Here is a 20,636-nt window from a genome sequence, read left to right on the forward strand (position 1 = left end):
TGTTCTTGTTGTAATTCTCCTGACCTGTGGTCAGGTTGGTGCCGAACCCGTCGCGGGTCAGCCGCGCGAGCGCGCCGCCGATCTTGATCGTGCCATTGCCGATCGGCACGGAGCCGCTGATCACCCCGTCGGCCTGGTTGAACGTGCCGTAGCTCGCGCGGACGCGCAGCGTCGGCTCGTCACCCAACCGCCTCGTCACATACTTGACCGCGCCGCCGATCGTGTTGCGGCCGTAGAGCGTGCCCTGTGGCCCGCGCAGCACCTCGATCCGCTCCACGTCGTAGATGTCGAGGACCGCGGCCTGCGGGCGGTTGAGGTAGACGTCGTCGAGGTAGATACCAACGCCCGCCTCGAACCCCGCCACGGGGTCCTGCTGTCCAACGCCGCGGACGAACGCGGTCAGCGTCGAATTGGTGCCGCGCGAGGTCTCCAGTGTGACGTTGGGTGTAACGTTCGAGAGGTCGGTGATGTCGAGCGCGCCGTTCGCCTCCAGCTGCGCGCCGGTGAAGGCGGTGACTGCGATCGGCACGTCCAGGAGCGACTCCTCGCGACGACGCGCGGTGACGACGATGTCCTGCGGGTTCTGCTGCGCCGCATCAATGGCGGTGTTGTCGTCCGACTGGGCCTGAGCCGGCGTCAGCGCTCCCCCGACCTGCGCAAAGGCAGGCGTCGCGATCAGCGCGGCGGCGGCGGTGCCGATGTTCAGAAGCACGCGCGCAGACGAAAATGCCATGATACCCTCCCCCTATAGCGCCCGCGTGGACCGCGACTTGTGCGCTCGATGCCGGGGCTATACTGAAACCTGAACCGGGTTTCAACTTGGGAAAGGGGGAGGATGTCACAGGCAGGTGCGACCGGAGACACCCCGGCCAAAGCGCCGCGTACCGAGCGGGGGCGCAGGACACTGCGCGCGATTCTGGACGCGGCGGCGGCGGAGTTCGGAGCGCGCGGCTTCCACGACGCGTCGATCGGGGGGATCACCAAGGCGGCGGGCGTCGCGGCGGGGACATTCTACACCTATTTCGACTCAAAGGATGCGGTGTTCCGGGCCTTGGTCGCGGACATGTCGGCGCGGGTGCGCGATCACGTCGCCCCCGGCATCCGCGCCGCGCCCGACCAGATCGCAGCGGAGCGCGCCGGCCTTGCCGGGTTCATCGGGTTCGTCCGTGCACACAAAGAAATCTACCGGATCATCGACGAGGCCGAGTTCGTCGATCCCGCCAGCTACCGCGCGCATTATGCGAGCACCGCCCAGCGGATTACGCAGCGGCTGCAGGCCGCGGCGGCACGAGGCGAGGTGCGCGACGACGTGAGCGAAGTGCACGCTTGGGCGATCATGGGGATGAACGTGTTCCTGGGGCTGCGTTACGGCGTGTGGGACGACGACCGCCCGGTGGACGACGTCGCTCATACGGCTGCGGCCTTCCTGGCGAAAGGGCTTCAGCCTACCACAACACGCCCTTGACGGGCTGGAGCGGCGCGGGCGCAGGGTCGCCGATCGCCTGGAGCAGGTCGATCTCGATCGTCCGGCACATGGCGGACAGCGGCACGTCGTGAACGGTGTCGGCGAACGGATCGACGAGATCGTCGCCGATTCGCAGCACCGCGAGGAACATCAGACCCGCGATCGTCGATCCGAGCGGAGTCGCAAAGCCCAGCGTCTCGACCAGGCCGATCGGCAGCAGCACGCAGAACAGATGAGCGAACAGCGTCGGCAGGAAGCGGTACTGGTTCGGCAACGGCGTGTTCTTGAGCCGCTCCATGCCGCCTTGCGCGTTGGCGATATCGACGAGCAGCTGCTCCATGTGGGTCTGCTGGATCGTGTCGATCCAGCCCGATCGTACCGCGTCGGCGATGCGGCGGCCCGCGCCGTCGATCAGCCCGTTGGCGATGTTGGTGCGGGCCAGCGCGGGCTCGGCCTCGCCGCGCGACAGGAAGCGCAGGACCTGCTCGTCGACAGGCTGGCGGCGGAGCTGACAGCGCAGCGCGTTCACATAAGCGACCTGCCGGAGCACGATCGAGCGCCTGAGATCGCGCGCCTCCGGCCCGGCCAGAAAGTTGCGGGCGGCGCGTGCGAGACTGCGCGAGGCGTTGATCATCGCGCCCCACAGCACCCGCCCCTCCCACCAGCGCTCGTACGCCGAATTGACGCGAAAGCCGAGGAACAGCGCGAGCACCGAGCCGAACAGGGTCAGCGGCAGCGACGGCGCCTTGAACGGGAGGATGTAGTAGGTGACCGTCACCGCGACGTCCCAGACGAACAGCGCGGTGAGCGGCCGCCACACCTCCGCGACGATCGTCTTGGCGCGCGGGATCGCAGCGACGATCACCGCGTCATCCGACCAGCGCCTGGTCGCGCAGGCCCCGCCAGACGCGCGCCGCCTGGACCGTCTGCGCCACGTCGTGGACGCGGATGAGCTGCACGCCCGCCTCCAGGCCCTTCATCGCGAGCGCCAGGCTGCCGCCGAGGCGTTCGCCGGCGGGCGCTTCGTTCGACAGCGCGCCGATCATCCGTTTGCGGCTGGCGCCGAGCATGACCGGGCAGCCGAGGCCGTGAAAGGACGCAAGGCCGTTGATCAGCTGGAGGTTGTCCGCCAGCGACTTGCCGAACCCGATGCCGGGGTCGACTGCGATCCGGCCGCGCGGGACGCCCGCTGCGGCGATTGCCTCGATGCGCGCCGCCAGCCACTCGAACACGTTAACGAGGACGTCGTCGTACCGGACGCGGCCATGCCCGCCCGCCTTCGGGTCCGGCGAGTGCATCAGGATAACCGGGCATCCCGCGTCGGCGACGACGCGTAACGCACGGTCGTCCCAGAGCAGCGCGGAGACGTCGTTGACGATCGCCGCCCCTGCAGCAAGCGCCGCCTCCATCACCGCGGCCTTGCGTGTGTCGATCGAGACGAGCGTGCCCGCCGCGGCCAGGCGCTCGACGACGGGAACGGTGCGTGCGATCTCGTCGCCTTCCCACACGGCCGTCGCGCCGGGCCGGGTCGACTCGCCGCCGACGTCGATCAGCGCGGCACCCGCTGCGGCCATGTCGACGCCCGCGCCCGCCGCACCCGCCGTATCGCCATGCCTGCCGCCGTCGGAGAAGCTGTCCGGCGTCGTGTTGAGGATGCCCGCGACCTGCGGCTGATCGAAGCGCAGCGTGCGCGGGCCCATGACCCAGGGCGCGCGGGGCGCGGTGAAGTGCTGGTGGAGCGCCGCGGCGCGCTGACCCAGGCTGTCCACCTGCCGCACCGGGATCGTCCAGCGGCGCGTGCCTTCGCGCACGTCATAAGCCGCGTACCACAGCATCCCGCCGGCGAGCCGTACGACCGCCCCGTCGTCGTGCCCGACGGGGGTGGCGACGAACTGGGCGGGGGCGAGGTGAAGCATCAGGGCTGCGTCGCCAGCAAATAGGTTTGCCGCAGCGCGTCGATCGCGGCGAGGCCGGTATCCGCTTCTTGGTGCCAGAAGGTCCAGCCGTTGCACGCGGGTGCGCCCTGCAAGCTGGCGCCGAGCTTGTGGATCGAGCCCGCCTGGCCGCAGTCGCTGAGCAGCGAGCCGTCGGCGCGGACGGTCGCGCGCCAGCGGCGCTTGGCGTCGGTGAGCACGCTGCCGGGCTGGAGATAGCCGGTTTCGACGATCGTGCCGAACGCGACCTTGGGGCTGCTGCGCGGGCTCTGCATCGTGCGCAGCGCCGATTCGTCGAGCGGCAGCGCGGCGGCGATCCGCTCACCGGCGGCGGCGATATAATCATCCTCGCGCTCGATGCCGATCCAGCGCCGGCCGAGCCGCTTGGCAACCGCCCCGGTCGTCCCGGTGCCGAAAAAGGGATCGAGGACGACGTCGCCCGGCTTCGTACAGGCCAGCAGGATGCGGTAGAGCAACGCCTCGGGCTTTTGCGTCGGGTGGACCTTCACGCCGTCGCGCTTCAGCCGCTCCTGGCCGCCGCAGATCGCGAACTCCCAATCGCTGCGCATCTGCAATTCGTCATTCAGCGTCTTCATGCTGCGATAGTTGAAGGTGTATTTCGCCTTTTCGCCCATCGACGCCCAGATCAGTGTTTCATGCGCATTGGTGAAGCGGGTGCCGCGGAAATTGGGCATCGGATTGGCTTTGCGCCAGACGATATCGTTGAGGATCCAATAGCCCAAGTCCTGCACCGCCGCGCCGACGCGGAAGATGTTGTGATAGCTGCCGATCACCCACAACGTGCCGTCGTCTTTAAGGATGCGGCGGGCCTCGGCCAGCCAGGCGCGGGTGAAGCGATCGTAAGCAGCGAAGGTGTCGAACTTGTCCCAATCGTCGGTGACCGCATCGACGTGGCTGCCGTCTGGGCGGAACAATTCGCCGCCGAGTTGGAGATTATAGGGCGGATCGGCGAAGATCATGTCGACCGACCCGGCCGGCAGCGCGCGCATCGCCGCGATGCAATCGCCGCGCACGATCGTGTCGAGCGGCAGCGCCGCGGATTCGGGGCGGCTTGCGGCGGCTTTGCCCGCGCGCGGTCTCGCGATCGTGTCGGTCAGCGCCATCATATCCCCCTGCTCGGGTCGTGAAATCGCGGCAGAAGCCCGACTCCGTCAAGCGGCCATTGGTTAACGTGTTCGGTGAAGATCGGATTAACAGCGCCCGCTGGACGCGGCGTGCGCCACATATTGAGTCCGAAGCCGGCAAGAATCCCTATCCCTAGCGGTGTGACGCAAAAGACTCACAACGCCAGTTCCGTCTGCGCGACCGGCGCGAAGCTGCGGCGGTGGAGGGGTGACGGCCCATGTTCGCGCAAGGCCCGCAGGTGCGCGGCGCAACCATAGCCCTTGTTCGAATGCCAGCCGTAGGCGGGATGCGATTCGGCATGGGCGATCATGATCTGATCGCGAATGTGCTTGGCCACGATCGAGGCGGCGGCGATTGAGAGCGATTTCGCGTCGCCGCTGACGATCGCGGTGGCGGCAAAACCCCAGCGCGGCAGGCGATTGCCGTCGACCAGCACGTGGCCGGGCGGACAGCCCCCCTGCGCGACCAGGGCCTCGACCGCCAGCGTCATCGCCTTCATCGTCGCCCAGTGGATGTTGAGCCGGTCGATCTCGTCCGCCTCGACGATGCCGACGCCGACCTGCGCACACCCCATCAGCCGCCCGTGGAGGCGTTCGCGCTCCGCGGCGGACAGCTTCTTGGAATCGTTCAAGCCCCGCGGCACGCCCTTGGGCGGCAGGATGACCGCGGCGGCGACGACCGGCCCGGCGAGCGGGCCGCGCCCGGCCTCGTCCACCCCCACGACGGGGGCGAGGCACAGGCGCTCGTGGGCGAGCGAGGGGCGGGTCACACGCGCCACGGCGGGAACCTTCGATTTTCGCCGGCCTGGTAGAGGCAGACGGGATTGCCCGCGGGATCGCGGGTCCAGGCCTCTCGCCACAGCCACGGTTTGTCTTGTGGCGGTTCGTCGAACCCGATGCCCGCCGCCTGCGCCGCAGCGACGGCGGCGTCGAGATCCTCGTGCTCCAGATAGACGCTGGCGCGTTCCGCATGGCCGATCGAGAGCGTCGCGCCACCGGCGGCCTCGAACCGGGCATAATGACCGTCGGCGGTGGCGACGATCTGACGCAATCCCAGCATCTTGTAGAAGGCGACCGAGGCGCCGTAATCCTGGAGTGGCAAGGTCATCTGGTTGAGGCGGGGGCCGTCGCCCAGATCGAGCCGCACCGCCTGCTGCGCCATCGGGCCGTGGCCTGCGCCGAGACCGGCCGCGTCGTGCATCGCGGTGCGGACGAACCGGCGGGCGTTGGCGATGGCGGTGGGTAGGGTCAGGCCGCGGGCGAGGTTGGTGGCGATCGCGGAGGCCAGCGTGCAGCCGGTGCCGTGGGTGGACGTGGTGTCGATCCTGGGGCTTTCCCAGCGCACGACCTGGCCGCTGCGATCGAGCAACCGGTCGGTCAGCACAGCGCCCTCCCCATGCCCGCCCTTGACCAGCAGTGCAGCCGCATGGGCGAGGACCGCGGCTTCTCCGCCGAGCGCGGCGAGTTCGGGCAGGTTGGGGGTGACGACGGTCGCCAGCGCCATCAGCCGCGCGAATGCCGCGATCGTCGCGTCGTCGGCGAGGATAGCGCCGGAGGTGGCGACCATGACCGGATCAAAGACGATGGGCACTCTCCCTCTCCCCGCTTGCGGGGAGAGGGCTGGGGAGAGGGGCAGTGTGGACCAGGCAGCATCCCGCTCTGCCCCTCTCCCGCCATCGCTACGCTCGGCACCCTCTCCCCGGAGGGGAGAGGGAGAAAGTTCCTCCAGCACATCCGCCACCGCATGCGCCGTCTCGGCCGAGCCGATCATGCCGATCTTGATCGCGTCGACGCCGATGTCGTCGATGCACGACCGCATCTGGGCGACGACGATCTCGGTGTGGATCGCATGCACCGCCTGCACGCCGATGGTGTTCTGCGCGGTGATCGCGGTGATCGCGTTCATCGCGTGCGCGCCAAGCATGGTGACGGTCTTGATATCCGCCTGGATACCCGCGCCGCCGCCCGAATCGGAGCCGGCGACGATAAGGATGCGCGGGAAGGTCACGGACGCGCGCCATCGTCGGAACCGGAGGAACCACACGCTACGTGCGGGCGAAAATCTCCTCCGTCGCGCGATCCGTCGACGGATGCGGAGGCGCGCGGGACAAAGCGGTGGATCATGGCGGGCACGTCATAGGGCAGGAGCGATGTGTAGGACAGATGGGCGCTACCCCGGATGGCGCCGCGCGGTCGCAGCCGGATTGGCCTTCAGCGCCTTGCCGACGCGCGTCGGGCGATCGAGCAGTTCGCCGCCGCAATTGGGGCAGCGTTCGTCGAGCGCCTCCGCGCAATCGGCGCAGAAGGTGCATTCGAACGAGCAGATGAACGCGCCGCCCTCGTCCGCCGGCAGATCGGCGGCGCAGCGTTCGCAGTCAGGACGCATGTCGAGCATCGGCGATCCCTTTACGCAACGATTCCGATGCGTCCACCCTAATCCTCGGCCGTTCACGGGGGAGGGAACCGTCGCGAGGCGATGGTGGAGGGGGCTCTCCCCATGGGACATCGCTCGCGGACAACCCCCTCCACCAGCCGGCGGCTGGTCCCCCTCCCCGCGAGCGGGGAGGATTAGGCGGCGGCAGCCCGCACGGCGTCGCAGATCGCATCGACGAGCCGCTCGACCTGGGCGCGGTCGTCGCCTTCGGCCATGACGCGGATGACGGGTTCGGTGCCCGAGGGGCGGATCAGCAGGCGACCGCGGCCGACGAGTTCGGCCTCCGCCGCGGCGATGGCGTCCTTCACGCGGCCGTCGTCGAGCGGCTTGCCCCCCGCAAAGCGCACGTTCTTGAGCATTTGCGGCAGCGGTTCGAAGCGGTGGAGCACTTCGCTGGCCGGCGCCCCTGCCCGCTGCACCTCGGCAAGGATTTGCAAGGCGGCGACCAGCCCGTCGCCGGTCGTCGCATAATCGCTGAGGATGATGTGCCCCGATTGCTCGCCGCCGACATTGTAGCCCCGCGCGCGCATCGCCTCCAGGACATTGCGGTCGCCGACCGCGGTGCGGACCAGCCCCAGGCCCTGCGCCGCGAGATGCCGCTCCAGCCCGAGGTTGGACATGACGGTGGCGACCAGTCCGCCCCCCGCGAGACGCCCGGCGCGCGCCCAGGCCGCGGCGATCGTCGCCATCAATTGGTCGCCGTCGACGATCGTCCCGTGCTCGTCGACCACGATCAGCCGGTCGGCATCGCCGTCCAGCGCGATACCGATGTGCGCACCGCTGGCGACCACGGTTTCCGACAGGGTCTGCGGCGCGGTGGAGCCGACCTGGTCGTTGATGTTGATGCCGTTGGGCGTGACGCCGATCGAGACCACGTCCGCACCCAATTCCCACAAGGCGGAGGGCGCGACCTTGTAGGCGGCACCGTTGGCGCAGTCGATGACGATGCGCATGCCGTCCAGGCGCAGGTTTTCGGGGAAGGTCGATTTGGCGAAGTGGATGTAGCGGCCCTGCGCGTCGTCCACGCGCCGCGCGCGGCCGATGCCCTGCGCGGGTGCCAGCGTGCTTTCGCCGTCGATCAGCGCCTCGATCGCGGCCTCGGCATCGTCGGACAGTTTGAAGCCGTCGGGACCGAACAGCTTGATGCCGTTGTCGGCGAACGGATTGTGGCTGGCCGAGATCATCACCCCCAGATCGGCGCGCATCGACTGCGTCAGCATCGCGACCGCGGGGGTGGGCATCGGCCCGACCATGACCACGTCCATGCCGACGCTGGTGAAGCCCGCGACCAGCGCGGATTCGAGCATGTAGCCGCTCAGACGCGTGTCCTTGCCGATCACCACGCGGTGACGGTGGTCGCCGCGCAGGAAATAGGCGCCCGCCGCCATACCGACCTTCATCGCCATCGCCGCGGTCATCGCGCCCGCATTGGTCAGCCCGCGAATGCCATCGGTGCCGAAATATCTTCTTGCCATGAACGCGCGCTTCCCGTTCGCTATGCCAAACCCGCCGATAGCGCCAAATGTTGGAAATCGCGAGCATGTCGCAACCTACCCGTATCCTATTGTCGCTGGTCCTCGGCCTGGTGATCGGCGTCCTGCTGGCTGCTCAGGCGCCGGGCGCGGTGCCGGGCGTGCTGCTGGCGGCCGAGCCGGTCGGCACCGCCTGGCTCAACGCGCTGCAGATGACGATCGTCCCGCTGGTCGTGTCGCTGCTCATCACCGGCATCGCGGCGACCGCGGAGGCGGTGCGCGCCGGGCGGACGGCGGCGCGCGGGATCGCGGTGATCCTGAGCGTGATGTCGCTGAGCGCGATCCTGGCGGCGGTGCTGACCCCGCTGCTGCTGGAGCTGGCGCCGCTGCCGGCCGAATCCGCGGCAAGCCTGCGTTCGGCGCTCGTCGGCGTGCCCGAGACCGGCCCGGTGCCGGGGCTGAGCGCGTTCTTCGCTGGGCTGGTGCCCACCAACGTCGTCGCCGCCGCCGCGAACAGCGCCTATATCTCGCTGCTGATCTTCACCTTGCTGTTCGCCTTTGCGCTGACCCGGATCGAGGCGGAACCGCGCGAGCGGCTGACGGGCTTCTTCACGGGCGTGCGCGATACCGTGCTCGTGATGGTGAACTGGATCATCTGGGCGGCGCCGCTTGGCGTATTCGCGCTGGCGCTGACGGTGGGTGCGAGAGCAGGGAGCGCGGCGTTCGGGGCGTTGGTCCATTATATCCTGATCGTGTCGGCGGTGGGCGTGGTGGTGACGCTGCTCGCCTATCCGATGGCGATGTTCGGCGGGCGGGTGCATTTCGCCCGCTTCGCGCGCGCGGCGGCACCCGCCCAGGCGGTGGCGGTGTCGACCCAGTCCAGCCTCGCCTGCCTGCCGATCATGCTGAAGAAGGCCGAGGAACTGGGCGTGCCGGCCGCGACCGGCGGGGTCGTGCTGCCGCTGGCGGTGGTGATGATGCGCGCGACCGGGCCGGCGATGAACCTGGCGGTCGCGATCTATGCCGCCACTTGGTTCGGCATCCAGATCGGACCTGCCACGCTGATGGTGGCGACCGTCGTGGCGATGCTGACGTCGCTGGGTTCCGTCAGCCTGCCCGGGCAGGTGAGCTTCATCAGCGCGATCGCGCCGATCAATGCGGTGTTCGGCGTACCCGTCGCGCCGCTCGGGCTGCTGGTCGCGGTCGAGACGCTGCCCGACATCGTGCGGACGTTGGGGAACGTGACGATGGACCTGGCGGTGACGACAGCGGTGGCGGCGCGGAGCGGCGCCGTGCCGGTGGACGAGGCGGATGCGCTGCTGGCGCGAGGTTAGGGTCGTTCGCGACCAAGTTGATACGTTTTAGCCCCTCCCCTGAAGGCGAGGGGAGAGCAAACCTGGTCGAGTTCAACTCTAGCTCAGCGCGTCTCGCCGCGGGTGCGCACCCCGGCCGCCTGCGGTTCGGCGAGTTCGGCTTCGCCCGCCATCGCATGGTCGGCATCGTCGGCCAGCGTGTCCAGGTGCATCAGCCGCTTGACCAGCGGGCTGACCAGCAGCACCGCGACGCCGATGCCGATCGTCCACCAGCCGATGGTGTTGTAGACCGCCAGCGTGCCTTCCTTGGTCATCGCGCCGCCTTCGCCGCCGGTCGCCTCGCCGATCTTGCCGGCGACGAAATTGCCCGCCGCGGTCATGTAGAACCAGGCGCCCATGATGAGGCTGGCGAGATGCTTGGGCGCCAGCCGGTTCATCGCCGACAGGCCGACGGGCGACAGGCACAATTCGCCGGTCGTCTGGAGGAAATAGACGAGGAACACGAACAGCACCGGGGTCGCGACCTCCGGACCGACCGAATGCGCGCCCCAGACGAAGACGAGAAAGGCGAGTCCCACCTGCAAGAGCGCCAGGCCGAACTTGGCCGGGGCCGACGGCTCTGCGCCGCGACGGCCGAGCGCGACCCAGAGCGCGGCGAAGATCGGCCCCAGCAGCACGATGTAGATCGGATTGATCGACTGGAACAGCGACGCGGGCACCCCCTGACGATCGACATAGCGGTCGGTGTACAGGTTCAGCGATCCGCCCGCCTGCTCGAACAATCCCCAGAACACCGGGTTCAGCGCGATCAGGAACAGCACCGCGAACATCCGGTCGCGCGCATGGGGGTGCAGCTTGAACGATTCGATCAGGACATAGCCCAGCAGCCCGACACCGGCCACGATCAGCAGGGTCTGGATCACGTCCTGATATTGGATCAGCATCCAGATCACCGCGGTCGCGGCCACGCCGATGCCGTAGAGGGACCATTCGACGGTCTTGGTCAGGACGCGCGGCGCCTCCCCCCGCCCGAGCAGCAGCGGCTTGAAACCGATGAAGACCAGCAGCCCGCCGAGCATGCCGATTCCCGCCAGCCCGAAGCCATAGCCCCAGCCATAGGTCTCGCCGAGGTAGCCGACGAGGATCGTACCGATCGCGGCGCCGACGTTGATGCCGATGTAGAAGATCGTATAGGCGCCGTCGCGGCGGATGTCGGTGCGCGGATAGAGTTGGCCCACGATCACCGATATGTTCGCCTTCAGAAAGCCGCTGCCGACGATGATGAACGACAGCGCGAGCCAGAAGATGTTGATCGCGAAGCCCGCCTGCCCGCCATCGCCTTCCACCGCCATCAGCAGATGGCCGATCGCCAGCAGCACGCCGCCGAACACGACCGCCTTGCGCTGCCCCAGATAGCGATCCGCCAGATAGCCGCCCAGCACCGGGGTGATATAGACCAGCGATGTATAGGCGCCGTAGATGAGGTTCGCCTTGCTGTCATCGAACAGCCAATGCTTGGTCAGGTAGAAGATCAGCAGCGCGCGCATGCCGTAATAGGAGAATCGCTCCCACATTTCGGCGAAGAACAGGACGTAGAGTCCCTTGGGATGGCCCGCGAATTCGGGACTGCGGGTGGTCGCCGCATAGCCGCCGCCGACCAGCAGGACGGCCAGGAACCCGACCGCGATGGATGGAATGATGGGCAAATTCTGCTCCCCGCACGCGCACGTGGCCGAAACGTTTCTCGCCCGGCCTTTCAAGCGCGCGAGCCTAGCGCACGGCTGGCGAATGCCAAGGGGCGTTGTGACGCGGGGGCCGACGCCATAGGAGCCGTGCGATGTTCAACGACACCGCCTCGCCGCTTTCGCTGCTCGCCACCCGCCGTTCGGGCAAGCCGCGCGATCTGATCGCACCGGGGCCGGATGCGGACCAGCTCGCTGACATCCTGCGCATCGCGGCGCGCACGCCCGACCACGGCAAGCTGAACCCCTGGCGGTTCGTCGTCGTCGACGATCGCGATGCGCTATCCGCGCTGATCTGCGACGCCTATCGCGCCGAGCGGCCCGACGCCAGGCGGCTGGAGATCGAGGCGATGGACCAGTTCTCGCGCCAGGCACCCGCCTTGGTCGTCGTGCTGTCCAGCCCGCGGCCGGAAAGCCACATCGCGATCTGGGAGCAGGAACTGTCGGCGGGCGCGGCGTGCATGAACCTGCTCCACGCGGCCCATGCGCACGGCTTTGCGGGCGCCTGGCTGACCGGCTGGGCGAGTTATTCGGACGCGGTGCGCGACGCCTTCGGCCAGGCGCCCGAGCGGATCGCGGGGTTCATGTTTCTGGGGACGCCTTCGCGCGCGCTCGACGAGCGCCCCCGTCCCGAAATGACCGCAATCGTTTCGCACTGGCCAGGCTAGAAGACTCGACTCGGCGGCCATTTGGTGTACGATGCCACCATGACAGCCCTGAGCAGCCCATGACAGCCCTGAACGGCGACGACAGCCCGGTCTATATCCGGCTGCGTGGCGGCATCTCCGCTGCGATCCTGCGCGGCGATTACGTCGCGGGCGACCAGCTTCCCTCGGTGCGCGCGCTCGCCGCCGAACATGGCGCGAATCCGCTGACCGTGGCCAAGGCGTATCAGAGCTTCCAGGACGACGGCTATGTCGAGGTGCGCCGCGGCGTCGGCATGTTCGTGCTGCCGGGCGCGGCGGAACGGCTGCGCGTGGCCGAGCGGGCGATGTTCGTGAACACCCAATGGCCGCGGATACGCGACCATATCGCCTTGCTGGGGCTGGACGCGGCGGACCTGCTGGAGCGCGAGACGGGATAGGGTCGTTTTCCGGTCGGGCTGGGCGGAGTCGAAGCACCTTGGCCCCGGCCCTGTGGCTCGTACCATGCCCTTCGACTGCGCTCAGGGCGAACGGGTGTTAGAGTTCTTCGCGACCAGGTTTACTCTCCCCTCCCCTTCAGGGGAGGGGCTTATTGCGTATCAACTTAGTCGCCAGCTACTCCAGGGATCCGCGAGGCACCGTCAGCGCAACCGACTTCTACCTCCTCAGTCCGAAAATACCGTTGCCGCCTCTTCCTGGCTCAGGTCGATCCCGAACATCGTGCTCAGCCGCATCCGGTAGGCGTCCAGATCGGCGATCGTTTCGGTCGTTTCGGCGCCGTCCGCCCAGCAGCGAAAGTGCGTGCCGGTGAGGGTCGCGAAGCCGGGGGACAGGATGATGCTGACGATCGGGCGGCGGCGCATGGGGCTGGCGGGGGCGCTCGCGGCCCAGTGACTGCCCATCGCGAGATCGGCATCCCATACGGCGTCGAGCGTGAAACTATATTGCGGGCGCCAGCCGGCGGCGGTGTCGCGGCCGTCGGTGGTCGCGGGATTGCCGTCGCGGAAGGCCATCCAGCCATGCTGCGCGTCGCGCGCCAGGCGAAAGCGGGCGTCGTCGGGGGCCGCGACCTCAATGGCTTCGGCGAGCGGCAGCGGCGGGGCGTAGCTGCCTCCGAAACCGGCGTCGGCGATCCAGTCGCCATCGTCGAGCGTCACCAACGCCAGCGTATGCGCGCGCGGCGGCACGTCGCTCACCCCCAGCCAGACGCGCGCGAGGAGCGGGCGGGCGGCAAAGCCCAGCGCGGCGAGCGCGTCTAGGAACAGCCGGTTGTGCTCAAAGCAATAGCCGCCGCGCCGCGCGGTCACCAGCTTGGCGAACACGGCGCCGCCGTCGATCGCGATGCCGCGGCCGAGGATCACATCGAGGTTCTCGAACGGAATCGCCAGCCGGTGCGCAAGCTGAAGCCGCGCCAGCCCGGCGGCGTCGTGCGTGGGGCGTGCGGCCAGCCCGATCCGCGCGAGATAGCCGTCGAGATCGAAACCGCTCACGCTGCGAACGCCTGCGCCCCCACCGCATAGAGCACGCTGGCGTCCGCGGTCGCCGCGGCTTCGAGGCCGAGGGCTTCGGGGACGATCTGTTCGAGGTAGAAGCGCACGCACGCCCGCTTCATCGCGGCGAAGTCACCGTCACCGGTGACGCTCGCCCCCTCGCGCTCCATCAGCCATGCGCAGGTCGCGACCGAGAGCATGGTGAGGAAGGGATAGCTGGCAGCGAGCTTGTCGTCGGCGTCGGCGGTCGCGAGGCGGCGGCCGATGCGCTCGCACGCGTCGACCAGCGCGAGGACGCGGGCGTCCCTGGCCTCGGCGCGGATGTCGGCGACCAGCGTGGCGAAGGCGCCGCCCCCCTCCTCGTTGTGGCCGAGGCTGAGCTTGCGGCCGACGAGATCGGCGGCCTGGATGCCGTTCGTGCCCTCGTAGATCGGGGTGATCCGCGCATCGCGGAAGAATTGCGCGGCGCCGGTTTCCTCGACATAGCCCATGCCGCCGTGGACCTGGATGCCGATGCTGGCGACTTCGTTGCCGATGTCGGTGGCGTGCGCCTTGGCCAGCGGGGTGACGAGTTCGAGCCGGTTCTTCGCGCCCGCATCCCCCAGGGTCGCGCGATCGACCTGCCCTGCTGCGTAATAGACGAGTGCGCGCGCCGCCTGGGTCTGCGCCTTCATGCGGATCAGCATGCGGCGGACGTCGGGATGCTCGATGATACGCACCGGTTCGCGGCTCGGCGAACCGGTGCGCGCCGACTGGACGCGGTCGAGCGCATAGGCGACCGCGGCCTGGGTCGCGCCCTCGGCCACCTGCACGCCCTGAAGCCCGACGTTGAGGCGCGCGTTGTTCATCATCGTGAACATCGCGCGCATGCCGCCATGCTCCGCGCCGATCAGCTCGCCGATGCAATCGTCGGCATCGCCGAAGCTGAGCACGCAGGTGGGCGAGGCGTGGAGGCCCATCTTGTGCTCGATCGAGACGACGCGGACATCGTTGGCCGCACCGGGCCTGCCGTCCGCATCGAGCCGGTATTTGGGGACGAGGAACAGCGATATCCCGCGCGTGCCCGCCGGCGCGTCGGGCGTGCGTGCCAGGACGAGGTGGACGATGTTCTCGGCCATGTCGTGATCGCCGAAGGAGATGTAAATCTTGGTGCCCTTGATCGACCATCGGCCGTCGCCCAGCGGGGTGGCGATCGTGCGCAGCGCGCCTACGTCCGACCCGGCCTGAGGCTCGGTGAGGTTCATCGTGCCGGTCCAGGCGCCGGTCGCGAGATGGGGGAGATAGGCCGCCTGCTGCTCCGCGCTGCCGTGATGCTGCAACGCCTCGATCGCGCCGACGGTCAGCGTCGGGCAGAGCGCGAAGCCCATGTTGGCGGTGCCCAGCGTCTCCAGCACCGCGGTCTGGATCACGAAGGGCAGGCCCTGCCCGCCGAATTCCTCGGGCACGCCGATCGTGCCCCAGCCGCCCTCGACGTAATCGCGATACGCCTGGGAATAGCCTTCGGGCATGACGACGCCGTCCGGCGTCCATTTGGCGCCGACGGTGTCGCCGATGCGCGCGAGCGGCGCCCATTCGCCAGCGGCGAACGCGCCGGCACCCTCCAGCACCGCATCGACCACGTCGTCGGATGCCGCCGCGAACCGTTCGGTAGCGGCCAGATCGCCGATCCGCACGACCGTATCGAGGACGAGCCGCTGTTCGGGAATCGCAGGGGTGAAGGGCATGGGCTTCCTCTCGTGCTCGGGCGGCTTATCGTTTGATTTCGGGGCGGCTATAGCGCCGGGCGATGGCCGATCCAAACGCCCGTATTCGCCCCTACGGCCCGGCCGCGATTGCCGAGGCGGCGGACGCGATCCTGCGCGGCGGGATCGTCGCGGTGGCGACCGAGACGGTGTACGGGCTGGCCGCCGATGCGACCCAGCCGCAGGCCGTTGCGCGGATTTATGCGGCGAAGGGGCGGCCCGCGTTCAATCCGCTCATCGTCCATGTCGCGGATCAGGTCGCCGCCGAGACGCTGGCGGTGTTCGACCCGGACGCACGCGCGCTTGCGGCGGCGTTCTGGCCGGGGCCGCTGACTTTGGTGCTGCCGCTGCGGGCCGAAGCGGGGATCGCGGCGCTGGTCACTGCGGGGCTTTCGACGATCGCGATCCGGGTGCCCGCGCACCGCGCGATGCAGGCGCTGATCGGCGCGACGGGCAGGCCGCTGGCGGCGCCCTCGGCCAACCGCAGCAACGCGATCAGCCCGACCTGCGCCGAGCATGTCGCGGCCAGCCTGGGCGCCGCGGCGCCGCTGATCCTGGACGACGGGGCATGCACCGCGGGGGTCGAATCGACGATCGTCGATGGGCACACGATCCTGCGACCGGGGCCGGTGACGGCGGCGATGATCGGGGACGTGCTCGGGCAGGTCGCGGTGGCGCAGCATGGCGGCGCGATCACCGCGCCGGGCCAGCTGGCCAGTCATTATGCCCCGCGCAAAGCCTTGCGGCTGGATGCGATGCAGGCGGACGCCGACGAGTGGATGATCGGCTTCGGCGCGGTCGCGGGCGACGATACGCTATCGGCGTCGGGGGATGCCGTGGAGGCGGCGGCGCGGCTGTTCGATGCGCTTCACCGTGCCGATGCCTCGGCCAAGCCGCGCATCGCCGTCGCAGCCGTACCCACACAGGGTATCGGCGCGGCGATCGCGGATCGCCTGCGCCGCGCCGCGCACCGGTAAGACGCCACCCCCGCGCAACGGCAGGGGTGGCGCAGGGTGGTTACTGGACCGTCGCGGACCCGTTCACCACGGCGGCCTTCTGCTCGGGCGTCATCGTTTCGGTGTTGATGTCGGAATCGTCGACCGCTTCGGCGCGATCCTCGGCATTGTCCTCGATCGCTTCTGCCCGATCCTCGAGATTGTCGGCGGTCGCTTCCAGCGCGTCGGCCTGGTTCTCGCCGGCGGCCTCGACGTTCGATGCGAGCGCATCGTCGCCCTTGCCACCGCAGGCGGCCAGCGGTGCGGAAAGGAGAGCGAGGGCGGCGAGAGCGTGCAGTTTCATGATATTACTCCGTGTTGCGGGGCGGAGAACCGGCCAGCGCACCCGATTGTTCCACTTGCGTTACGCCCGAGAGGCTGTTTGAAACGCGGTGAGGCCGCGTTTTGCGGTGCCAGCCCGCTCCCCCTCCCGGCCACCCATCAGGGTACGATGTGGGTGGCCGGGAGGGGGAGCGGGCTGGAACCGCCTCGAAACTCGCTCTTTCGCGAGTTTTCAAACGCACTCCGAGCGATCACGCGGTTACCGCAGCCTTCGATCGTGCGGCGAAGCTCTTGCGCAGTTTCTGGAGCTTGGGCGGGATCACCGCCATGCAATAGGGGTTGGAGCGCCCGGAGGTTTCCCAATAATCCTGATGATAGCCCTCGGCCGAATACCAGGTCGTCATCGGTTCGATCGTGGTGACGATCGGCCAGGCGCTGTCCGCCTGCGCGCGTTCGATCGCGGCGCGCATCTCTGCCTCTTGCGCCTCGTCGGCCGGGAACATCGCCGAGCGATATTGGGTGCCGACGTCGTTGCCTTGGCGGTTCAGCTGGGTCGGATCGTGCGTCGCGAAGAAGATGTCGAGCAGGTCGCCGAGCGCCAGGGCCTCGCCATCGAAGCCGATGCGGATCGCCTCGGCATGGCCGGTGGCGCCGCCGCAGACCTGTTTATAGGTCGGATCGGCCACGTCGCCGCCGATATAGCCGCTCTCGACGCTCTCGACGCCGATGACGTCCTTGAACACCGCCTCGGTGCACCAGAAGCAGCCGCCCGCCAGGGTCACATATTGGGTCATTAGAACCTCCGTAAGTTCCCCAAGAGATAGGAAGCGGCTATGCGCGCGCCAACTAGGGAGATTGCAATGCTCGACGGCAAGGTCATGGTCACCGGCGGGGCCGGCTATATCGGCAGCCACGCGGTGCTGGCGCTGCTCGACGCGGGATATGAGGTCGTCGTGATCGACAATCTCGTCACCGGGTTCGACTGGGCGGTCGATCGCCGTGCCGCGCTGGTCCAGATGGCGGTGGAAGATGCGCGCGTCCGCGACGTCATCGCCGAACATGGCGTTCGCGCGATCATGCACTTCGCGGGTTCGGTCGTGGTGCCCGAATCGGTGAGCGATCCGCTCAAATATTATCGCAACAATACCGCGGCCAGCCGATCGCTGATCGAGAGCGCGGTGGCGGCCGGCGTGCCGCACTTCATCTTCTCCTCCACCGCCGCGACCTATGGCACGCCCGCCAGGGTGCCGATCGCGGAGGGTGATGCGACCGTGCCGATCAACCCTTACGGCATGTCGAAACTGATGACCGAGGCGATGCTGCGCGACGTCGCCGCGGCGCACCCGATGAACTATTGCGCGCTGCGCTATTTCAACGTCGCGGGCGCCGATCCGCAGGGGCGCTCGGGCCAATCGACGATCGGCGCGACCCACCTCATCAAGATCGCGGTCGAGGCGGCCACGGGCAAGCGCGACGCGGTGGGCGTCTATGGCACCGATTTCGACACCGCCGACGGCACCGGGGTGCGCGATTACATCCACGTGTCGGACCTGGCCGCCGCGCATGTCGCCGCGCTCGGCATGCTGATCGAGCGGCCTGCCGAGAGCCACACGCTCAACTGCGGCTACGGGCGCGGTTTTTCGGTGCTGGAGGTGCTGGACGCGGTCGACCGGGTGACCAACCGCACGATCGAGCGGCGGTTCGAGGGGCGCCGCGCCGGCGATCCCGCCGCGCTGGTCGCGGACAATAGCGCGATCCTCGCCGCTCTGCCCTGGCGACCCGAGCGTGACGACCTGGACGGCATCGTCCGCGACGCGCTGGCATGGGAACGCGCGCTGGCCGAGCGCGGGCGGTGAGGCTGCGCTCGCTGCTGTTCGTTCCCGGTGACCGGCCGGAGCGGATGGCGAAGGCGGCCGGGTTCGAAGGGGTGCAGGCCGCCGATGCGCTGATCCTCGACCTGGAGGATGCGGTGGCGCCCGCGAACAAGGCAGCGGCGAGGGAAGCGGTGGCGATGGTCCTGGCCGCTCGGCGGACCGTGCCGCTTTTCGTGCGCATCAACCCGCTCGATTCGGGGCTGGCGGAGGACGATCTCGCGGCGGTGCTGCCCGCCCGGCCGGACGGGATCGTTCTGCCCAAAGCCGAAGGCGCGGCGTCGCTCGCTTGGCTCGACGCGCTGCTGTCCGGCGACACGCGCATCCTGCCGATCGCGAGCGAAACCGCGGCGGCGATTTTCACGCTGGGAACGTATGGCGGGGTGACGCCGCGGCTGTGCGGGCTGACCTGGGGCGCCGAAGACCTGCCCGCGGCGATCGGCGCGGCCACCGCGCGCGAGGCGGACGGGAGCTACACCGCGCCCTACCAGCTCGCGCGCTCGCTCACCCTGTTCGGCGCGCATGCCGCCGGGGTGCCCGCGATCGAGACCGTCTATCCCGATTTTCGCGATCTGGACGGGCTGGCGGCCTATGCCGCGCGCGGGCGGCGCGACGGATTTACCGGCATGATGGCGATCCACCCGGCGCAGGTGCCGGTCATCAACGCGGCCTTCACCCCGTCGGAGGCGGAACTGGATTACGCCCGCCGCATCGTCGCGGCCTTCGCGGCGAATCCGGGCGCAGGCGCGCTGCAACTCGACGGACGGATGATCGACGCGCCGCATCTGAAAGCGGCGCAGCGTGTGTTAGCGCTCGCCGTCGAGTAGCGCGTGCTGGCGCTCGCCGCCGAGTGAGGCGCGGGCGCGGGCGGTGGCGAACCACCAGCCTAGTGCCCAGAGCGTCCCGAAACACCATCCGGCCAGCACGTCGCTCGGCCAGTGGACGCCCAGATACACCCGACTCGTGCCGATCGCACCGACCAGCAGGATCGCGACGATCGCCACGTAACGCCGCGTCGCCCGGTCCCGCGTCACCTGCGATGCGAGCGCCGCCAACGTCAGATAGCAGACCGCGCTGGAGGCGGCGTGGCCGCTGGGGAAACTGGCGTGGGTGACCGGCACCAGATGATCGACGATGTCCGGACGCGCCCGCGCGAAATAGGTCTTGGCGAGATCGACGATGCGTCCTCCGCTCCAGCAGGCAGCGATCGTGGCCGCGGCGGTCAGCGGCAGGCGCTGGACGAGCAGCAGCCCGGCCACCGCCAGCACGACGATCGTCAGCACCGTGCCGCTGCCGAGTGCGGTGACGTTGATCGCGGCGCCCGCCAGCCACGGCGGTCCGCCCCAATGGCGCAGCGATGTCAGGATCGCGCGGTCGAAGCCGAACGGCCAGCGATCGACGACCAGCCCGCCGAGCAGCACCAGCACGAGCGCCGCGGCGATCAGCCCGGCGCCGATCAGCGGAGCGGGCAGGCGCCGCCCTTCGCCGGGTGCTTGCCCAGGCGTTTTCCCGGGCGCTCCCATGGTGGGTCCGCCGGGGCTCGAACCCGGGACCTCTCGATTAAAAGTCGCTTGCTCTACCAACTGAGCTACGGACCCTCCCGGGGATGCTTCGCGCGACCTAGGAGCGTGGACGGCGGCGGTCAACCGCATGCGCCAATTGGCGGACGGTTCGCCCGGTCACCGGATCGCGCCACGACGGCGCGATTTGCACCAGCGGGTGGAGCACGAAGGCGCGCGTGCGGAATGCGGCGTGGGGGATCGTCAGCCCGGCACTCGCCCATATCCCGCCCGACCACAGCACGATGTCGAGATCCAGGACGCGCGCGCCCCACGTCTGCCCCCGCCTGCGCCCGAAGGCCCGCTCGATCCGCTTCAGCCGGGCGAGCAGATCGGGCGGAGCCTCGTCGCTTTCCACCAGCGCGACCGCATTGGCGTAGCGGCGCTTAGATGGGCCGAGAGCTGCGCTGCGGATGATCGGCGACGCGACCACGACACCGCCGATCGCCGCCAGCGCTGCCGCCAGCGTCCGCTCGGGCGCGCCGTAACGGCTGCGCACGTTCGACCCCAAGGCGATCGCATAGGTTGTCGGGAGCATGGTCATCGGC

22 protein-coding genes and 1 tRNA gene are annotated in these 20,636 nt (G+C 69.0%); 7 read left to right on the forward strand and 16 right to left on the reverse strand.

Annotation, left to right across the window (positions count from 1 at the left end; genetic code table 11):
• On the reverse strand, nucleotides 1–733 hold a 733-nt coding region (locus VF643_RS14850; RefSeq protein ID WP_331044166.1), incomplete at its 3' end, for a TonB-dependent receptor plug domain-containing protein.
• Between the two features lie 102 nt (nucleotides 734–835).
• Between VF643_RS14850 and VF643_RS14855 the strand changes: the two genes are divergently transcribed.
• Entirely contained in the window at nucleotides 836–1,465 is a 630-nt protein-coding gene (locus tag VF643_RS14855) for a TetR/AcrR family transcriptional regulator (RefSeq protein ID WP_331044167.1), read from the forward strand.
• Here VF643_RS14855 and VF643_RS14860 read toward each other — a convergent pair.
• The 7 genes from VF643_RS14860 to glmM all read right to left on the reverse strand — a co-directional run bounded on the left by VF643_RS14860 (nucleotide 1,446) and on the right by glmM (nucleotide 8,453).
• Nucleotides 1,446–2,330 (reverse strand): bestrophin family protein, encoded by an 885-nt coding sequence (locus tag VF643_RS14860; RefSeq protein WP_331044168.1) that lies wholly within the window; start codon nucleotides 2,328–2,330, stop codon nucleotides 1,446–1,448. The two genes, VF643_RS14855 and VF643_RS14860, sit on opposite strands and share 20 nt — an antisense overlap.
• Nucleotides 2,331–2,334: 4 nt before the next feature.
• The gene (folP, locus tag VF643_RS14865) at nucleotides 2,335–3,381 is read right to left on the reverse strand and encodes a dihydropteroate synthase (protein ID WP_331044169.1); all 1,047 of its coding nucleotides are present in this window, start codon (nucleotides 3,379–3,381) and stop codon (nucleotides 2,335–2,337) included.
• Nucleotides 3,381–4,526: a site-specific DNA-methyltransferase gene (locus tag VF643_RS14870; protein ID WP_414713877.1), complete on the reverse strand. Its 1,146-nt coding sequence runs from the start codon at nucleotides 4,524–4,526 to the stop codon at nucleotides 3,381–3,383. The genes folP and VF643_RS14870 overlap by 1 nt, the downstream gene beginning before the upstream one ends.
• Nucleotides 4,527–4,699: 173 nt before the next feature.
• Nucleotides 4,700–5,314 carry a ribonuclease HII gene (locus VF643_RS14875; protein WP_414713880.1) on the reverse strand — a complete coding sequence of 205 codons (615 nt, stop codon included), beginning with the start codon at nucleotides 5,312–5,314 and terminating at the stop codon, nucleotides 4,700–4,702.
• A complete protein-coding gene (locus tag VF643_RS14880; protein ID WP_331044171.1) occupies nucleotides 5,311–6,552 on the reverse strand; it encodes a bifunctional hydroxymethylpyrimidine kinase/phosphomethylpyrimidine kinase in 1,242 nt (413 codons plus the stop codon). Before VF643_RS14880 ends, VF643_RS14875 begins: the two co-directional genes overlap by 4 nt.
• Nucleotides 6,553–6,714: 162 nt before the next feature.
• The gene (locus VF643_RS14885; protein WP_331044172.1) at nucleotides 6,715–6,939 is read right to left on the reverse strand and encodes a DUF1272 domain-containing protein; all 225 of its coding nucleotides are present in this window, start codon (nucleotides 6,937–6,939) and stop codon (nucleotides 6,715–6,717) included.
• 173 nt (nucleotides 6,940–7,112) lie between these two features.
• Nucleotides 7,113–8,453 (reverse strand): phosphoglucosamine mutase, encoded by a 1,341-nt coding sequence (gene glmM, locus VF643_RS14890; protein WP_331044173.1) that lies wholly within the window; start codon nucleotides 8,451–8,453, stop codon nucleotides 7,113–7,115.
• 65 nt (nucleotides 8,454–8,518) lie between these two features.
• Between glmM and VF643_RS14895 the strand changes: the two genes are divergently transcribed.
• Nucleotides 8,519–9,784 (forward strand): dicarboxylate/amino acid:cation symporter, encoded by a 1,266-nt coding sequence (locus VF643_RS14895; protein WP_331044174.1) that lies wholly within the window; start codon nucleotides 8,519–8,521, stop codon nucleotides 9,782–9,784.
• A gap of 83 nt (nucleotides 9,785–9,867) precedes the next feature.
• Here the strand turns inward: VF643_RS14895 and VF643_RS14900 are convergent, their stop codons facing one another.
• Nucleotides 9,868–11,469, reverse strand: a complete 1,602-nt coding sequence (locus VF643_RS14900) for a peptide MFS transporter (RefSeq protein WP_414713878.1) — start codon at nucleotides 11,467–11,469, stop codon at nucleotides 9,868–9,870.
• A 131-nt stretch (nucleotides 11,470–11,600) separates the two neighbouring features.
• On the opposite strand from VF643_RS14900, the gene VF643_RS14905 reads away from it, so the two are divergent.
• Together VF643_RS14905 and VF643_RS14910 are read left to right on the forward strand one after the other, a co-directional pair.
• Complete coding sequence (locus VF643_RS14905) at nucleotides 11,601–12,173, forward strand: nitroreductase (protein ID WP_331044175.1); 573 nt, start codon at nucleotides 11,601–11,603, stop codon at nucleotides 12,171–12,173.
• Between the two features lie 59 nt (nucleotides 12,174–12,232).
• The gene (locus tag VF643_RS14910; RefSeq protein ID WP_331044176.1) at nucleotides 12,233–12,589 is read left to right on the forward strand and encodes a GntR family transcriptional regulator; all 357 of its coding nucleotides are present in this window, start codon (nucleotides 12,233–12,235) and stop codon (nucleotides 12,587–12,589) included.
• A 225-nt stretch (nucleotides 12,590–12,814) separates the two neighbouring features.
• Here VF643_RS14910 and VF643_RS14915 read toward each other — a convergent pair whose 3' ends face one another.
• Nucleotides 12,815–13,639: an arylamine N-acetyltransferase family protein gene (locus VF643_RS14915; protein ID WP_331044177.1), complete on the reverse strand. Its 825-nt coding sequence runs from the start codon at nucleotides 13,637–13,639 to the stop codon at nucleotides 12,815–12,817.
• Nucleotides 13,636–15,363 (reverse strand): acyl-CoA dehydrogenase, encoded by a 1,728-nt coding sequence (locus VF643_RS14920; protein WP_331044178.1) that lies wholly within the window; start codon nucleotides 15,361–15,363, stop codon nucleotides 13,636–13,638. Before VF643_RS14920 ends, VF643_RS14915 begins: the two co-directional genes overlap by 4 nt.
• A gap of 62 nt (nucleotides 15,364–15,425) precedes the next feature.
• Between VF643_RS14920 and VF643_RS14925 the strand changes: the two genes are divergently transcribed.
• A complete protein-coding gene (locus tag VF643_RS14925; protein WP_331044179.1) occupies nucleotides 15,426–16,358 on the forward strand; it encodes an L-threonylcarbamoyladenylate synthase in 933 nt (310 codons plus the stop codon).
• 40 nt (nucleotides 16,359–16,398) lie between these two features.
• Here VF643_RS14925 and VF643_RS14930 read toward each other — a convergent pair whose 3' ends face one another.
• Nucleotides 16,399–16,680, reverse strand: a complete 282-nt coding sequence (locus tag VF643_RS14930) for a hypothetical protein (protein ID WP_331044180.1) — start codon at nucleotides 16,678–16,680, stop codon at nucleotides 16,399–16,401.
• A gap of 229 nt (nucleotides 16,681–16,909) precedes the next feature.
• The gene (gene msrA / locus VF643_RS14935; RefSeq protein ID WP_331044181.1) at nucleotides 16,910–17,452 is read right to left on the reverse strand and encodes a peptide-methionine (S)-S-oxide reductase MsrA; all 543 of its coding nucleotides are present in this window, start codon (nucleotides 17,450–17,452) and stop codon (nucleotides 16,910–16,912) included.
• 66 nt (nucleotides 17,453–17,518) lie between these two features.
• Here msrA and galE point away from each other — a divergent pair, with 66 nt between their 5' ends.
• Both galE and VF643_RS14945 read left to right on the forward strand, forming a co-directional pair.
• The gene (gene galE, locus VF643_RS14940) at nucleotides 17,519–18,514 is read left to right on the forward strand and encodes a UDP-glucose 4-epimerase GalE (RefSeq protein ID WP_331044182.1); all 996 of its coding nucleotides are present in this window, start codon (nucleotides 17,519–17,521) and stop codon (nucleotides 18,512–18,514) included.
• Nucleotides 18,511–19,356, forward strand: coding sequence for a CoA ester lyase (locus VF643_RS14945; protein WP_331044183.1), 846 nt, complete (start codon nucleotides 18,511–18,513; stop codon nucleotides 19,354–19,356). Before galE ends, VF643_RS14945 begins: the two co-directional genes overlap by 4 nt.
• On the opposite strand, the gene VF643_RS14950 is transcribed toward VF643_RS14945, so the two are convergent.
• From VF643_RS14950 to folK, 3 genes are all read right to left on the reverse strand, one after another.
• Complete coding sequence (locus VF643_RS14950) at nucleotides 19,336–20,052, reverse strand: phosphatase PAP2 family protein (protein ID WP_331044184.1); 717 nt, start codon at nucleotides 20,050–20,052, stop codon at nucleotides 19,336–19,338. The two genes, VF643_RS14945 and VF643_RS14950, sit on opposite strands and share 21 nt — an antisense overlap.
• Nucleotides 20,052–20,127 (reverse strand) — tRNA-Lys (locus VF643_RS14955). The genes VF643_RS14950 and VF643_RS14955 overlap by 1 nt, the downstream gene beginning before the upstream one ends.
• Before the next feature lie 22 nt (nucleotides 20,128–20,149).
• On the reverse strand, nucleotides 20,150–20,626 hold the full coding sequence (gene folK / locus VF643_RS14960; protein WP_331044185.1) for a 2-amino-4-hydroxy-6-hydroxymethyldihydropteridine diphosphokinase: 477 nt from the start codon (nucleotides 20,624–20,626) through the stop codon (nucleotides 20,150–20,152).
• Nucleotides 20,627–20,636: the final 10 nt, after the last annotated feature.

This window comes from Sphingomonas sp. (genome assembly GCF_036387595.1).
In the GTDB taxonomy this organism is placed as follows: domain Bacteria; phylum Pseudomonadota; class Alphaproteobacteria; order Sphingomonadales; family Sphingomonadaceae; genus Sphingomonas.

What these genes read in the sequence shown, in the direction of transcription:
- msrA (WP_331044181.1), bottom strand. Translation starts at nt 17,452, where the DNA reads ATGACCCAATATGTGACCCTGGCGGGCGGCTGCTTCTGGTGCACCGAG.
- glmM (WP_331044173.1), bottom strand. Translation starts at nt 8,453, where the DNA reads ATGGCAAGAAGATATTTCGGCACCGATGGCATTCGCGGGCTGACCAAT.
- VF643_RS14920 (WP_331044178.1), bottom strand. Translation starts at nt 15,363, where the DNA reads ATGCCCTTCACCCCTGCGATTCCCGAACAGCGGCTCGTCCTCGATACG.
- VF643_RS14910 (WP_331044176.1), top strand. Translation starts at nt 12,233, where the DNA reads ATGACAGCCCTGAACGGCGACGACAGCCCGGTCTATATCCGGCTGCGT.
- VF643_RS14895 (WP_331044174.1), top strand. Translation starts at nt 8,519, where the DNA reads ATGTCGCAACCTACCCGTATCCTATTGTCGCTGGTCCTCGGCCTGGTG.
- VF643_RS14950 (WP_331044184.1), bottom strand. Translation starts at nt 20,052, where the DNA reads ATGGGAGCGCCCGGGAAAACGCCTGGGCAAGCACCCGGCGAAGGGCGG.
- VF643_RS14885 (WP_331044172.1), bottom strand. Translation starts at nt 6,939, where the DNA reads ATGCTCGACATGCGTCCTGACTGCGAACGCTGCGCCGCCGATCTGCCG.
- VF643_RS14930 (WP_331044180.1), bottom strand. Translation starts at nt 16,680, where the DNA reads ATGAAACTGCACGCTCTCGCCGCCCTCGCTCTCCTTTCCGCACCGCTG.
- VF643_RS14905 (WP_331044175.1), top strand. Translation starts at nt 11,601, where the DNA reads ATGTTCAACGACACCGCCTCGCCGCTTTCGCTGCTCGCCACCCGCCGT.
- VF643_RS14925 (WP_331044179.1), top strand. Translation starts at nt 15,426, where the DNA reads ATGGCCGATCCAAACGCCCGTATTCGCCCCTACGGCCCGGCCGCGATT.
- folP (WP_331044169.1), bottom strand. Translation starts at nt 3,381, where the DNA reads ATGCTTCACCTCGCCCCCGCCCAGTTCGTCGCCACCCCCGTCGGGCAC.
- VF643_RS14870 (WP_414713877.1), bottom strand. Translation starts at nt 4,526, where the DNA reads ATGATGGCGCTGACCGACACGATCGCGAGACCGCGCGCGGGCAAAGCC.
- galE (WP_331044182.1), top strand. Translation starts at nt 17,519, where the DNA reads ATGCTCGACGGCAAGGTCATGGTCACCGGCGGGGCCGGCTATATCGGC.
- VF643_RS14855 (WP_331044167.1), top strand. Translation starts at nt 836, where the DNA reads ATGTCACAGGCAGGTGCGACCGGAGACACCCCGGCCAAAGCGCCGCGT.
- folK (WP_331044185.1), bottom strand. Translation starts at nt 20,626, where the DNA reads ATGCTCCCGACAACCTATGCGATCGCCTTGGGGTCGAACGTGCGCAGC.